This window comes from Rhizobium sp. WCS2018Hpa-16, from assembly GCF_031843705.1.
Classification (GTDB): Bacteria; Pseudomonadota; Alphaproteobacteria; order Rhizobiales; family Rhizobiaceae; genus Agrobacterium; species Agrobacterium tumefaciens_C.
Genome location: NZ_JAVTIX010000007.1, coordinates 94546 through 108713 on the forward strand (window position 1 = coordinate 94546; position 14168 = coordinate 108713).

A 14168-nucleotide genomic window follows, 5' to 3' on the forward strand; every position below is an offset into this window, starting at 1 on the left:
TTGGCAAAGACACCGGCAAGACAACGGATAGAGACAAAGCCCGGCATGGAAACCATGCTGGGCTACGAGTCCTTGCCCGGCATTGCCGATGAGATGCTCGATATAAACGGTCGCATTCGCCCGGTCTGGCAGACATTCGTCAATGCGCTGTCGCATATGAGCGAACGCGAGTTGCATGAGCGTTTTGCCCGCACAGACCGTTACCTGCGCGATGCCGGTGTGTTTTACCGTGACTACAGCGCGCAAGGGAACAGCGAACGCAACTGGCCGATCTCACACATTCCCGTCCTCATCGATGAGAAGGAATGGGAGGCTGTCACGCGCGGCATTGTCCAGCGCGCCAATCTGCTGGAAAGCGTCGTTGCCGATTTCTATGGCGAGAACCGGCTGGTGCAGCAGGGCTATGTGCCCCCTGCGCTCATCGCCTCCAACCCGGAATATCTGCGCGCCATGGCGGGCGTCAAACCGGCAAATGGCCACTACCTGCATTTCTGCTCGTTCGAAATCGGTCGCGGACCTGATGGTAACTGGTGGGTGCTGGCAGATCGCACGCAGGCCCCTTCGGGTGCAGGCTTTGCGCTGGAAAACCGCGTCGCCACCACCCGCGCCTTTTCCGATATCTATGCCGAATCCCACGTCCATCGCCTCGCATCCTTCTTCGGCGGGTTTCGCGATACGCTGCAATCCCACCGCCAGCACCCGGATGAGCGCATTGCGGTTCTAACGCCCGGACCTGCCAGCGAAACCTATTTCGAACACGCCTATATCGCCCGCTATCTCGGCTTCATGCTGCTGGAAGGCGAAGACCTGACGGTTGTCAACAACCGCGTCATGGTGCGCACAGTGGCGGGCCTCAAACCCATCGGCGTGTTGTGGCGGCGGCTTGATGCTTCCTATACAGATCCGCTGGAGCTGGATCAGAACTCCCATATCGGCACGCCCGGCATGGTGCAGGCGCTGCGGTCCGGCTCGCTCAGCATCGTCAATGCGCTCGGCTCCGGCATTCTGGAAACCCGTGCACTGCTGGCCTTCCTGCCTGCTATCTGCCGAAACATGCTGGGCGAAGACCTCGCCATGCCTTCCATTGCGACATGGTGGTGCGGCCAGCCTTCCGAGCGGGAACATGTGGCGCGCAATATAGAGCGCATGGTCATCGGCCCGGCCTATTCGCGCCTGCCCTTCTTTGATGATAACGGCCAGTCGGTTCTCGGCTCGTCGCTGCGCGAAACGGCAAAAGATTCCATCGGCGACTGGCTGGCGAGCGATGGCAACAAGCTGGTGGGCCAGGAAGCAGTAACGCTGTCCACCACACCGGCCTATGTCGATGGCAAGCTGGTGCCGCGCCCCATGAGCCTGCGCGTTTTTGCAGCCCGCACGCAGGATGGCTGGCAGGTCATGCCGGGCGGCTTCGCCCGCATCGGTCGCAGCAATGATACGGCGGCCATTGCCATGCAGGCTGGCGGCAGCGCTGCCGATGTGTGGATCGTCTCGAATAAGCCGGTGGAACGAACAACGCTTCTTCCCGCCGAAGAAGACTTTATCCGCAACATGCCGGGCAGCTTGCCCAGCCGTGCGGCAGACAATCTCTTCTGGCTTGGCCGTTATATCGAGCGGGCCGAAGGTGCGCTGCGCATTCTGCGCGCATGGCATGCCCGCTTTGCCGAGTCGGCAGACCCGAAGCAGCCGCTGCTGGCCCACGTCACCGAATATCTCGAAACCATCGATATCGATGTCGAGGTCGCCGTTCCGGCAAGCCTCATCGCCAATCTCAACAGCGCGATCTATTCCGCCAGCAATATCCGCGACCGCTTCTCGCCGGATGGCTGGTTGGCATTGAACGATCTCGCCAAAACCGCACGCCGCTTCCAGAGCAAGGTCGCAGCCGGTGATGACGCAACCCACGCCATGACGGTGCTGTTGCGCAAGCTGGCTGGCTTTGCCGGTCTGGTGCATGAAAACATGTACCGCTTCACCGGCTGGCGGTTCCTCTCCATCGGCCGTTATCTGGAGCGCGGGCTGCATCTCACACGGCTTCTCGGCCATATGAGCGGGCCGGATGCGCCTGACGGGTCCTATGACATGCTGCTGGAAATCGGCGATAGCGTCATGACCCATCGCCGCCGCTACAATGTCAACACCGCCGCGCTGACGGTGATGGACCTGCTCGGCCTTGATCCGCTCAATCCGCGCTCCATCCTGTTCCAGCTCAACGAGATCCGCACCGAGGTCGAGCAGCTGCCCAATGCCTTCGTGAACGGCCAGATGTCGCCCTTCTACCGCGAAGTCATGCGCATTCATTCAGGGCTTGCCGTACTGACGCCGGAAAACCTGTCGCCCGCTGTCTTCCGGCAGCTGGAGCAGGATCTCGAACATCTTTCGGACCTTCTGGCCCAGACATATCTCGGATAATCCATGCTTTACGATCTCAATCTGCACATGGGCTATCTCTACGATACGCTGGCATCCGGTGCGCGCCACATCATTCGCGTCATGCCCCTGTCCATCCCCGGACGGCAACGGCTGATCGCCGGATCGCTCAGCGTGTCCCCCACGCCGGAAGAGCGCACCGCATTCAACGACTTTTTCGAGCAAAGCGCGACCTCGGTCTTTCTGCGCGCACCGCACGATAAGCTGGATATTCGCATGCAGGCCCGCGTTTCGGTCGAAAGTGCGTCACTACCGGCGGATTTCTCGCCGACACTGTCGCGATTGCCACGGGAACTGGCGACCGTCTGGTCGCTTGATGCGCAGTCCCCGCATCATCTCGCAGGCTTCAGCCCGCGCATCGGCGAAGACGCAGCGATTGCCGCCTATGCGCGCGAAATCATCACGCCTGACATGACCATCCGTGATATTGCACTGGCGCTCTGCAAACGCATCTACAAGGATTTCAAATATGACGGCGAGGCAACCACCGTCGATACAACCCCCGCTCAAGCCTTCAAACTGAAACGCGGCGTCTGTCAGGATTTCTCGCATATCATGATTTCGGCGCTGCGCAGCCTCGGTATTCCCGCAGGCTATGTCAGCGGCTTTTTGCGCACCACCCCACCACCGGGCAAGGAGCGGCTGGAGGGCGCAGACGCCATGCATGCCTGGGTGCGCGTGTGGTGCGGCGAAACGACAGGCTATATCGAGCTGGACCCGACCAATGACATCGTCGCAGGCAATGACCACATCGTGGTGGGTTACGGTCGCGACTACTCCGATGTCGCCCCCGTCATCGGTGTCTTGAAAAGCTACGGAAACCAGCAGGCAACGCAGGCCGTCGACGTCATTCCCGTAAAGGAATAGACAAGACGCACAGCTCTGCCTCGAAATGGCACAGCGCGCTGCGCCAGCTTGGCGCATCTCCCTGTTTTTCAATAGAAAAATGTGCCGTTTCGAGCATTCCGTAAAATTGCTGACGTAACGTTAGGAAAATCTACATTACCCGCCTGTAGACCTCTCACAAGGGTTACAATTGAACAGGTGGACATGATGTTCAACAGGGCTGGAATGAAGACACGTCTGGGCGCTCTGTTGCGCGACCGGCAGGGTAACTTTGCAATCATGACAGCCTTGACGCTGCCCTTTCTGATGGGCGTGGCGGGCGCCGGGCTTGAGCTCACCAGAGCCCTTCAGGTCAAATCCGATATGCAGAATGCCGCCGACGCAGCAACACTTGCCGCTGCCACGAAATTCCGCGAATCCGCCGGCGAAAAGAGCGATGAAGAGCTCAAGACCGAAGTGACCAGATTTCTCAGCGCCTCTGAATTTGCGCAGGAATTGAGTGACGATGACAAAAAAATGCTCGACCCGGCACTCGCAGCAAATGCGCTGAGCGACGTGGAAAAGAAGGCGGCTGGCGTGGCAATCGGAACCGCCACATCCCGGTTCAAGACGGATAAGGGCACCGGCTTCAAGGTTTCCACCACCATCAATTACCAGATGCCGCTCAATCCGATGCTGGAATTCATCGGCGCAAAATCGATCACGCTCAGCGCCACCAGCACATCGCAAAGCAGTTTCAACAATGGCGCGCCGCTGTCCATGTATCTTGTCCTAGATCGCTCGGGATCCATGGCGTTCAAAACCGACACCGTCGACAAGAGCAAATACAGTTGCTCCAACTATGATGCGGCCAACTGGCCGAACCCGATGCGGAGCACCCGCCCCTGCTACGTTGACAAGATCACCTCGCTCAAGACGGCTGTCAGCTTTCTCGTCGAGACTCTCAACACATCCGACCCCACCTATAAATCCAATGGAAATCCTGCGTCCCAATTGGTCAGAACAAGCGCCATCGCTTACAATGACAAGGCATCGCCAACGCAGGGCCTGGACTGGGGCACCAAGAGATCGGGCGGCTACGTTAATGCGCTCTCGGCAACGGGCGGCACCGACGCAAGCGGGGCGCTCAGCGCCGCCTTTGAAGCACTAAAATCGTCCAATCCGGCAGAAGCCAACGCCCATAAAGAATCCGGAAACGAGTCTTTCCAGCGGATCATCGTGCTGATGACGGACGGTGAAATGACCGGCAACAGCGCAAACTGGTCTTCTTTCGTAGACAATGCTGTGCGAACCACCTGCGCCCGAGCCAAGGCAGATGACATCAAGATATATACGGTTGCTTTCATGGCGCCGGACAAGGGCAAGTCTCTGCTTCAGGCCTGCGCCACAAGCATCGACAACTACTACGCGCCCGAGAATATGGAAGAGATTGTCGCGGCCTTTGGCGATATCGCCAAGAAAGCCGCAGGAAACGTCAGCCGCCTTACAAACTAAAGTTTTAACTGTCCTCTGATACACCACGCAAACCACGCCGGTTTGCGTGGTTTTTTATTGTTTTCACACGGCGTTTATAAGCATGTCTTAACTCTCTAAGTCATTCACGTTTCCGACAAAACGGCTGTTGCCACGACCGCGTATCGGTGCATAAATTGCAACCACGACAGCCGCGCCGATCGACAGAATCAGACACTATCCTCCCAACAAGGTGCTGACCGACCAATGATCAATAAACTCGAAACAAACGATCTTCCCCGCCCCGCCCCGCGCAGCTCCGAACCGGAAGTTCTTGCTTCCGAAATCATTGAGCGACTGACCTACCGCATCGGTAAGGACGTCAAGGTCGCAAAGCCGCATGACTGGCTGACAGCCACCATTCTCGTCATCCGCGACCGCGTCATCGACAAGTGGATGGAATCCACCCGCAAGGCTTACCAGCATGATTCCAAGCGCGTTTATTATCTGTCGCTGGAGTTTCTGATTGGTCGCCTGATGCGCGACGCCATCTCCAACCTCGGATTGATGGGCCAGATCAAGGAAGCGCTGACCTCGCTTGGTGTCGAGTATGACGTCATTGCCGGCCTGGAACCGGATGCGGCGCTGGGCAATGGTGGTCTTGGCCGCCTCGCCGCCTGCTTCATGGAATCCATGGCAACCGTCGATATTCCGGCTTACGGATATGGCATTCGCTACGTTCACGGCCTTTTCCGCCAGCAGATGGCCGATGGCTGGCAGGTGGAATTGCCTGAGACATGGCTTGCCCACGGCAACCCATGGGAGTTCGAGCGCCGCGAAAGCTCCTATGAAATCGGCTTTGGCGGTGGCGTCGAAACCGTCGGTGGATATGAAGACCCTGAGCGGTTCGTCTGGAAGCCATCCGAGCGCATGATTGCAACCGCCTTCGACACGCCGGTCGTCGGCTGGCGCGGCACGCGCGTCAACACGCTGCGGCTCTGGTCGGCACAGCCCATCGACCCGATCCTGCTTGCCGCCTTCAATGCGGGCGATCACATCGGCGCGCTGCGCGAAAGCAACAAGGCCGAGTCGCTCACCCGCGTTCTCTACCCTGCCGATGCCAACCCGGCGGGACAGGAACTGCGCCTGCGCCAGGAATATTTCTTCTCGTCGGCATCCCTACAGGACATCCTGCGCCGCCACTTGCAGCAATATCCTGATTTCACCAACCTGCCGGACAAGGTCTCGATCCAGCTCAACGATACGCATCCGGCCATTTCCATCGCCGAAATGATGCGCCTTCTGTGCGACGTGCATGGGCTGGATTTCGATGAGGCGTGGAAGCTCACGCAGGGCACATTCTCCTACACCAACCACACGCTGTTGCCCGAAGCGCTGGAAAGCTGGCCCGTGCCCTTGCTGGAGCGCCTATTGCCGCGCCACATGCAGATCATCTACGCGATCAATGCCCAGACGCTGGTCTTTGCCCGCAAGGAAAAGAAGCTGGTGGACCAGCAGATCCGCTCCATCTCGCTCATCGAGGAAGGTGGAGAACGGCGCGTGCGCATGGGCAATCTCGCCTTTATCGGCTCGCATTCCATCAACGGCGTGTCGGCCCTTCACACGGAACTGATGAAGGAAACGGTGTTTTCCGACCTTCACATGCTCTATCCAAACCGCATCAACAACAAGACCAACGGCATTACCCCACGCCGCTGGCTGATGCAGTGCAACCCCGGCCTGACCGACCTCATCCGCCAGTCCATCGGCGATGATTTTCTGGACGATGCGGAAAAGCTCGTTGCCCTCGACCCCTTTGCTGACGATGCCGGCTTCCGCGAGAAGTTTGCGCAGATCAAGCGTCAGAACAAGGTGCGCCTCGCCAATCTGGTCGCGCAGCGCATGGGCATCCGCCTTGATCCATCGGCCATGTTCGATATCCAGATCAAGCGCATCCACGAATATAAGCGTCAGCTTCTAAACCTCGTGGAAGCCGTCGCCCTTTACGATCAAATTCGCTCGCGCCCGGAACTGGATTGGGTGCCGCGCGTTAAGTTCTTTGCTGGTAAGGCCGCGCCAAGTTATCACAATGCAAAGCTTATCATTAAGCTCGCCAATGATATCGCGCGTGTCATCAACAACGACCCGGCGGTTCGCGGTCTTCTGAAGGTGGTTTTCATTCCAAATTATAACGTGTCTCTTGCGGAAATCATGGTTCCGGCGGCTGATCTGTCCGAACAGATCTCCACGGCTGGCATGGAAGCATCCGGCACCGGCAACATGAAATTTGGTCTGAATGGCGCGCTTACAATCGGCACGTTGGATGGTGCAAACGTCGAAATGCTCGAACATGTCGGAGCAGACAACATCATGATCTTCGGCAAGACGGCGGAAGAGGTCTCCAAGGCCCGCTCCGATGGACACAATCCACGCGCCATCATCGAAAATTCCGCCGAACTGTCACAAGCCCTGTCCTCCATCGCATCGGGCGTCTTCTCGCCGGATGACCCCTCGCGCTTTGCTGGGCTAATGGACGGCATCTACAACAATGACTGGTTCATGGTCGCCGCAGATTTCGACGCTTACGCCCAGGCACAGCGTGACGTCGATACGATCTGGAGCGATCCCAAGAGCTGGTACGAAAAAACCGTGCACAATACGGCGCGCATGGGCTGGTTCTCGTCCGACCGGACAATCCGGCAATATGCGTCCGAAATCTGGAGAGCCTGATGAAAAAACCGCTCAATGCTGCCGAAGAGAAAAAGACTGGCACTATCGCTAAGGCTGAGATCGAGGCAATCAAGAGCGGTTTGCATTCCAACCCCTTTGCCGTTCTGGGTGTCCACCAGGCACCGGACGGCTTTGTGGCGCGCTGTTTCATCCCCGGCGCGGAAGAAATCACCGTCATGACACTGGACGGCAACGTTGCGGGCACGCTTGTCCGCACCGATCCAGACGGCTTCTTCGAAGGCCCCATCACCCTGTCAAAACGCCAGCCCATCCGTTACCGCGCGCTGCGCGACGATGCGGAATGGGCGGTGACGGATCCTTACAGCTTCGGCCCGGTTCTCGGTCCCATGGATGATTATCTGGTGCGCGAAGGCTCGCATCTGCGTCTGTTTGATAAGATGGGCGCGCATCCTCTCAAGCTTGAAGGCGTCGAAGGCTTTCATTTTGCCGTCTGGGCACCCAATGCCCGGCGCGTTTCAGTGGTGGGAGATTTCAACAATTGGGATGGCCGCCGCCACGTCATGCGCTTCCGCAAGGACACCGGCATCTGGGAAATCTTTGCGCCAGACGTCTATGCCGGTTGCAGCTACAAGTTTGAAATCATCGGCCCGCATGGCGATCTGCTGCCACTCAAAGCGGACCCCTATGCCCGCCGCGCCGAGCTTCGCCCAAAGAACGCATCCGTCACCACGCCGGAACTGGTTCAGGAATGGAGCGACGATGCACACCGCAAGCACTGGGCCAGCGTCGATCAGCGCCGCCAGCCCATCAGCATTTATGAGGTCCACGCCTCATCCTGGCAGCTTGGTGAAAACGGCGAGTTTCTAACCTGGGATGAGCTGGCCGCACGACTGATCCCTTACTGTGCCGACATGGGCTTTACCCATATCGAGTTCATGCCGATTTCAGAACATCCCTATGATCCGTCCTGGGGTTACCAGACCACCGGTCTCTATGCGCCCACCGCACGTTTCGGAGAGCCGGAAGGCTTTGCCCGCTTTGTCAACGGCGCGCACAAGGTCGGCATCGGCGTTCTGCTCGACTGGGTTCCTGCGCATTTCCCGGTAGATGAGCACGGCCTGAAATGGTTCGATGGCACCGCACTTTACGAACATGCCGATCCGCGTCAGGGCTTTCACCCGGACTGGAACACCGCGATCTACAATTTCGGTCGCCTCGAGGTCATGTCCTACCTCGTCAACAACGCGCTCTATTGGGCCGAGAAATTCCACATCGATGGCCTGCGCGTCGATGCAGTCGCTTCGATGCTTTATCTCGATTATTCCCGCAAGGAAGGCGAGTGGGTTCCCAACGAATATGGCGGGCGCGAAAACCTCGAATCCGTGCGTTTCCTGCAGCAGATGAACACGCTGATCTACGGACATCATCCCGGCGTCATGACCATTGCCGAGGAATCCACCTCCTGGCCGAAGGTCTCACAGCCAGTGCACGAAGGCGGGCTTGGCTTCGGCTTCAAGTGGAACATGGGCTTCATGCACGACACGCTGAGCTACTTCCAGCGCGAGCCTGTCCACCGCAAGTTCCACCATCAGGAACTCAGCTTCGGCCTGCTCTATGCGTTCAGCGAGAACTTCGTGCTGCCGATTTCGCATGACGAAGTCGTCCACGGCAAGGGCTCGATGATTGCCAAGATGCCGGGCGATGACTGGCAAAAATTCGCCAATCTTCGCGCCTATTATGCTTTCATGTGGGGGTATCCCGGCAAGAAGCTGCTGTTCATGGGCCAGGAATTTGCGCAATGGAGTGAGTGGAGCGAGAAGTCCTCGCTCGACTGGAACCTGCTGCAATATCATATGCATGAGGGCATGCGCCGCCTCGTGCGCGACCTGAACTTCATGTACCGCTCCAAGGGTGCGCTGCATGCGCGCGATTGCGAGCCGGAAGGCTTCCAGTGGCTGATTGCCGATGACCACGAAAATTCGGTTCTGGCGTGGCTGCGTCTGGGACCGGGCGAAAAGCCTGTCGCCGTAATCTCCAACCTGACGCCTGTGTACCGGGAGAATTTCTACGTGCCGTTGCCAATAGCCGGTCGCTGGCGGGAAGTGCTCAACACCGATGCTGAGATTTATGGCGGCACTGGCAAGGGCAATGGCGGACGCGTTCAGGCTGTGGATGCAGGCGGCACAATTGGCGCAACACTGACATTGCCGCCGCTGGCCGTCATCATGCTGGAGCTCGAAAACTAAAAAGGCGTCGAACACAAAATCGACGCCCTTATATCGTGGGAACATACGGAATTTTATGGGAGGATTGCTATGAGTGAGAAAAGAATTCAGCCGCTGGCGCGCGATGCGATGGCTTACGTGCTCGCCGGTGGCCGTGGCAGCCGCCTGAAAGAACTGACGGATCGCCGCGCCAAGCCTGCCGTTTATTTCGGCGGAAAGGCGCGCATTATCGATTTCGCGCTGTCCAATGCGCTCAATTCCGGCATTCGCCGCATTGGTGTAGCCACACAGTACAAGGCGCACTCGCTGATCCGCCACCTTCAGCGCGGCTGGGACTTTTTCCGCCCGGAACGCAATGAAAGCTTCGACATTCTACCCGCCTCCCAGCGCGTGTCGGAAACGCAGTGGTATGAAGGCACCGCCGACGCGGTCTTTCAGAATATTGACATCATCGAATCCCACGGCCCGGAATATATGGTCATTCTGGCGGGCGACCATATTTACAAGATGGACTATGAATACATGCTGCAGCAGCATGTGGATTCAGGCGCAGATGTTACCATCGGTTGCCTTGAAGTTCCGCGCATGGAAGCCACCGGCTTCGGCGTCATGCATGTGAATGAAAAAGACGAAATCATCGCCTTCATCGAAAAGCCTGCTGACCCACCGGGCATTCCCGGCAATGAGGACATGGCGCTCGCTTCCATGGGCATTTACGTGTTCCACACGAAGTTCCTGATGGATTGTCTGCGCCGCGATGCCGCCGATCCAAATTCCAGCCGCGATTTTGGCAAGGATATCATTCCCCATATCGTCGAGCACGGCAAAGCCGTCGCGCACCGCTTCGCGGCATCCTGCGTGCGGTCAGATTTCGAGCACGAACCCTATTGGCGCGATGTCGGCACCATCGATGCCTACTGGCAGGCCAATATCGACCTGACGGACATCGTCCCGGATCTGGATATCTACGACAAGTCCTGGCCGATCTGGACCTATGCGGAAATTCTGCCGCCCGCCAAATTCGTCCATGACGATGACAAGCGCCGCGGCTCCGCCACCTCGTCCGTTGTGGCGGGTGACTGCATCATCTCCGGCTCGTCTCTCAACCGAAGCCTGTTGTTCACAGGTGTCAGGGCCAATTCATACTCACGCCTTGAGAATGCCGTAGTACTGCCGAGTGTAAAGATCGGTCGCCACGCGCAGCTCAGCAATGTGGTGATCGACCATGGCGTGGTCATTCCGGAAGGATTGATCGTTGGCGAGGACCCGGAACTGGATGGAAAGCGCTTCCGCCGCACAGATAGCGGCATTTGCCTGATAACCCAATCGATGATCGACAAGCTGGATCTGTAGACCTCATGAAAGTTCTTTCGGTTGCATCCGAAGTTTATCCACTCATCAAGACAGGGGGGCTCGCAGATGTTGCCGGCGCGCTTCCCATCACCCTGAATAAATTCGGCGTCACCACCCGCACACTCATTCCCGGTTATCCGGCGGTGAAGGCAGCGGTGACCGATGCCGTCAAGATCGCCGAGATGGAGCTGCTCGGCGAACATGCCGATATTCTGGAAGCCCATCACGAAGGTCTTGACCTTCTCATCCTCGATGCGCCCGCCTATTATGATCGCCTCGCCGGTCCCTACCTCGATTCCACGGGCAAGGATTTTGCAGATAACTGGAAACGTTTTGCGGCACTGTCTCTAGCGGCAGCCGAGATCGCCGCTAGCAAGCTGCCGGGCTGGACACCGGACCTTCTACACGCCCATGACTGGCAGGCCGCCATGGCACCGGTCTATATGCGCTATGCCGAGACGCCGGAAATTCCGAGCATCCTCACCATCCACAACATCGCCTTTCAGGGGCAGTTCGGTGCCAATATCTTCAGCCAGCTCGGTCTTCCCGCGCATGCCTTCAGCACCGAGAGCATCGAATATTACAATGATGTCAGCTTCCTGAAGGGCGGCGTGCAGACGGCAACCGCCATCACCACCGTTAGCCCCTCCTATGCCGAAGAGATCCTCACGCCGGAATTCGGTATGGGGTTGGAGGGCGTTATCAGAAGCCGCGCCCATGTCATGCATGGCATCGTCAACGGCATCGATGCCGAGGTCTGGGACCCGGCAAGCGACCACCTGATCAACCACAATTATTCCTCGGCCAACCCCAAGCTGCGAACGCTGAACAAGGCGGCGGTGGCAAATCATTTCCGCATCGACCAGGATGGCGGGCCGCTGTTCTGTGTCATTTCGCGCCTCACATGGCAGAAGGGCATTGATCTGGTCAGCGAAGTCGTTGACGATATCGTTGCCATGGGTGGCCGTCTGGTGGTGCTGGGCGCTGGTGAAATCTCGCTGGAAGGCGCGCTTCTGGCGGCCGCCTCGCGCCATCCCGGCCGCGTCGGCGTCGCCATCGGTTACAATGAACCATTGTCGCATCTCATGCAGGCGGGCTGTGATGCCATCATCATTCCCTCGCGCTTCGAGCCCTGCGGTCTCACCCAGCTTTATGCCCTGCGTTACGGCTGCATTCCGGTCGTGGCCCGCAATGGCGGGCTGAACGATACCGTTATCGATGCCAACCACGCCGCCATTGCTGCCAAGGTCGCAACCGGCGTGCAGTTCTCCTCCATCACCGCTGACGGTTTGCGGCATGCCATTCGCCGCACCGTGCGCTTCTATCGCGAACCAAAATTGTGGACGCAGATGCAGAAGCAGGGCATGAAATCGGACGTTTCCTGGGAAAAAAGTGCAGGCCTTTATGCCGACCTTTATGCCCACCTCATTTCGAAAGGCCAATAAATGACGATCACCACTGTTCAGACAAAACCATTTCAGGATCAGAAGCCTGGCACGTCGGGCCTTCGCAAGAAAGTGCCTGTGTTTGCTCAGGAAAACTATGCGGAAAACTTCATCCAGTCGATCTTTGACAGCCTGGAAGGCTTTGCCGGACAGGCGCTGGTGATTGGTGGCGATGGTCGGTATTACAACCGCGAAGTCACGCAGAAGGTCATCAAGATGGCCGCGGCTGCCGGTTTCGGCAAAATTCTGGTCGGTCAGGGCGGTATTCTCTCCACGCCCGCCGCATCGCATATCATCCGCAAATACAAGGCCTTCGGCGGCATCGTTCTCTCAGCCAGCCACAATCCCGGCGGCCCGAACGAAGATTTCGGCATCAAGTACAATATCGGCAATGGCGGCCCGGCACCGGAAAAGATTACCGATGCCATCTTCGCCCGCACCAAGGCCATCGAAACCTACCGCATCGCCCAGGCTGCCGATGTGGATCTGGATACGATCGGCACCTATGATGTTGCCGGCATGGCGGTCGAGGTCATCGATCCCGTAGCCGATTATGCAGCCCTGATGGAAGAGCTGTTCGATTTCGCAGCCATCCGCGAACTCATCGCCGGTGGCTTCAAGGTCGTGGTTGATAGCATGAGCGCCGTCACCGGCCCTTACGCGGTTGAAATCATCGAAAAGCGCCTTGGCGCACCCGCCGGTTCCGTGCGCAACTCCATTCCACTGCCTGATTTTGGTGGCCACCACCCGGACCCGAACCTCGTTCATGCCAAGGAAATGTATGACGACGTGATGAGTGCCGATGGCCCTGATTTCGGCGCTGCCTCCGATGGTGATGGCGACCGCAACATGGTGGTCGGTAAGGGCATGTTCGTGACACCGTCCGATAGCCTCGCCATCATTGCCGCCAATGCAACGCTCGCACCCGGCTATGCCGCCGGCATTTCCGGCATTGCCCGCTCCATGCCAACAAGTGCTGCGGCTGACCGTGTCGCTGAAAAGCTCGGCATCGGCATGTATGAAACGCCAACCGGCTGGAAATTCTTCGGCAACCTGCTGGATGCTGGCAAGGTCACGGTTTGTGGCGAAGAAAGCTTCGGCACCGGCTCCAACCATGTGCGCGAAAAGGATGGCCTCTGGGCCGTACTGTTCTGGTTGAACATCGTTGCCGCCCGCAAGGAAAGCGTCAAGGATATCGTGACCCAGCATTGGGCCGAATATGGCCGGAACTATTATTCGCGCCACGACTATGAAGAGGTTGATAGCGACGCCGCCAACACGCTGGTCGCCATCCTTCGCGAAAAACTGGCCACTCTGCCCGGCACCACCTATGGCGCGTTGAAGGTCAAGGCTGCGGATGATTTTGCGTACAATGATCCGGTCGATCAGTCCGTCAGCAAGAACCAGGGCATCCGCATCCTCTTCGAAGGCGGCTCCCGCATCGTCATCCGCCTCTCCGGCACCGGCACATCCGGCGCGACTCTCCGCCTTTACGTCGAACGCTATGAGGCAGACGCATCCCGCCACAACATCGAAACCCAGGAGGCTCTGGCCGACCTGATCTCGGTGGCCGACACGATTGCTGGCATCAAGACGCATACGGGCCGCGATGCGCCGACTGTGATTACCTGACGGTTCGCTAGCGCAGCGGGTGGGGCTTCCCCCCTTCTGCCCTGCCGGGCATCTCCCCCTTGAGGGGGAGATCAACTGGGCGCACCAACATTGCCCC

Annotated in this window: 8 protein-coding genes; all 8 read left to right on the plus strand. The window is 58.3% G+C overall.

Annotated elements, in window-relative coordinates; genetic code table 11:
- Positions 1-2409 carry a circularly permuted type 2 ATP-grasp protein gene (locus RQI55_RS18665; RefSeq protein WP_409233752.1) on the plus strand — a complete coding sequence of 803 codons (2409 nt, stop codon included), beginning with the start codon at positions 1-3 and terminating at the stop codon, positions 2407-2409.
- A gap of 3 nt (positions 2410-2412) precedes the next feature.
- Positions 2413-3294, plus strand: a complete 882-nt coding sequence (locus RQI55_RS18670) for a transglutaminase family protein (protein ID WP_192067123.1) — start codon at positions 2413-2415, stop codon at positions 3292-3294.
- A 183-nt stretch (positions 3295-3477) separates the two neighbouring features.
- Entirely contained in the window at positions 3478-4767 is a 1290-nt protein-coding gene (locus RQI55_RS18675) for a TadE/TadG family type IV pilus assembly protein (RefSeq protein WP_311276921.1), read from the plus strand.
- A gap of 225 nt (positions 4768-4992) precedes the next feature.
- Positions 4993-7455, plus strand: coding sequence for a glycogen/starch/alpha-glucan phosphorylase (locus RQI55_RS18680; RefSeq protein WP_042617605.1), 2463 nt, complete (start codon positions 4993-4995; stop codon positions 7453-7455).
- The gene (gene glgB / locus RQI55_RS18685; RefSeq protein ID WP_243255091.1) at positions 7455-9662 is read left to right on the plus strand and encodes a 1,4-alpha-glucan branching protein GlgB; all 2208 of its coding nucleotides are present in this window, start codon (positions 7455-7457) and stop codon (positions 9660-9662) included. Before RQI55_RS18680 ends, glgB begins: the two co-directional genes overlap by 1 nt.
- 69 nt (positions 9663-9731) lie before the next feature.
- Complete coding sequence (gene glgC, locus RQI55_RS18690) at positions 9732-10994, plus strand: glucose-1-phosphate adenylyltransferase (RefSeq protein ID WP_192067118.1); 1263 nt, start codon at positions 9732-9734, stop codon at positions 10992-10994.
- A gap of 5 nt (positions 10995-10999) precedes the next feature.
- Complete coding sequence (gene glgA, locus RQI55_RS18695) at positions 11000-12439, plus strand: glycogen synthase GlgA (protein ID WP_243255090.1); 1440 nt, start codon at positions 11000-11002, stop codon at positions 12437-12439.
- The gene (locus tag RQI55_RS18700) at positions 12440-14071 is read left to right on the plus strand and encodes an alpha-D-glucose phosphate-specific phosphoglucomutase (protein WP_243255089.1); all 1632 of its coding nucleotides are present in this window, start codon (positions 12440-12442) and stop codon (positions 14069-14071) included.
- Positions 14072-14168 lie beyond the last annotated feature (97 nt).

Excerpts from the sequence above, each read along its gene's own strand:
- RQI55_RS18670 (WP_192067123.1), top strand. The coding sequence starts at position 2,413 with ATGCTTTACGATCTCAATCTGCACATGGGCTATCTCTACGATACGCTG.
- RQI55_RS18675 (WP_311276921.1), top strand. The coding sequence starts at position 3,478 with ATGATGTTCAACAGGGCTGGAATGAAGACACGTCTGGGCGCTCTGTTG.
- RQI55_RS18680 (WP_042617605.1), top strand. The coding sequence starts at position 4,993 with ATGATCAATAAACTCGAAACAAACGATCTTCCCCGCCCCGCCCCGCGC.
- glgB (WP_243255091.1), top strand. The coding sequence starts at position 7,455 with ATGAAAAAACCGCTCAATGCTGCCGAAGAGAAAAAGACTGGCACTATC.
- glgC (WP_192067118.1), top strand. The coding sequence starts at position 9,732 with ATGAGTGAGAAAAGAATTCAGCCGCTGGCGCGCGATGCGATGGCTTAC.
- glgA (WP_243255090.1), top strand. The coding sequence starts at position 11,000 with ATGAAAGTTCTTTCGGTTGCATCCGAAGTTTATCCACTCATCAAGACA.
- RQI55_RS18700 (WP_243255089.1), top strand. The coding sequence starts at position 12,440 with ATGACGATCACCACTGTTCAGACAAAACCATTTCAGGATCAGAAGCCT.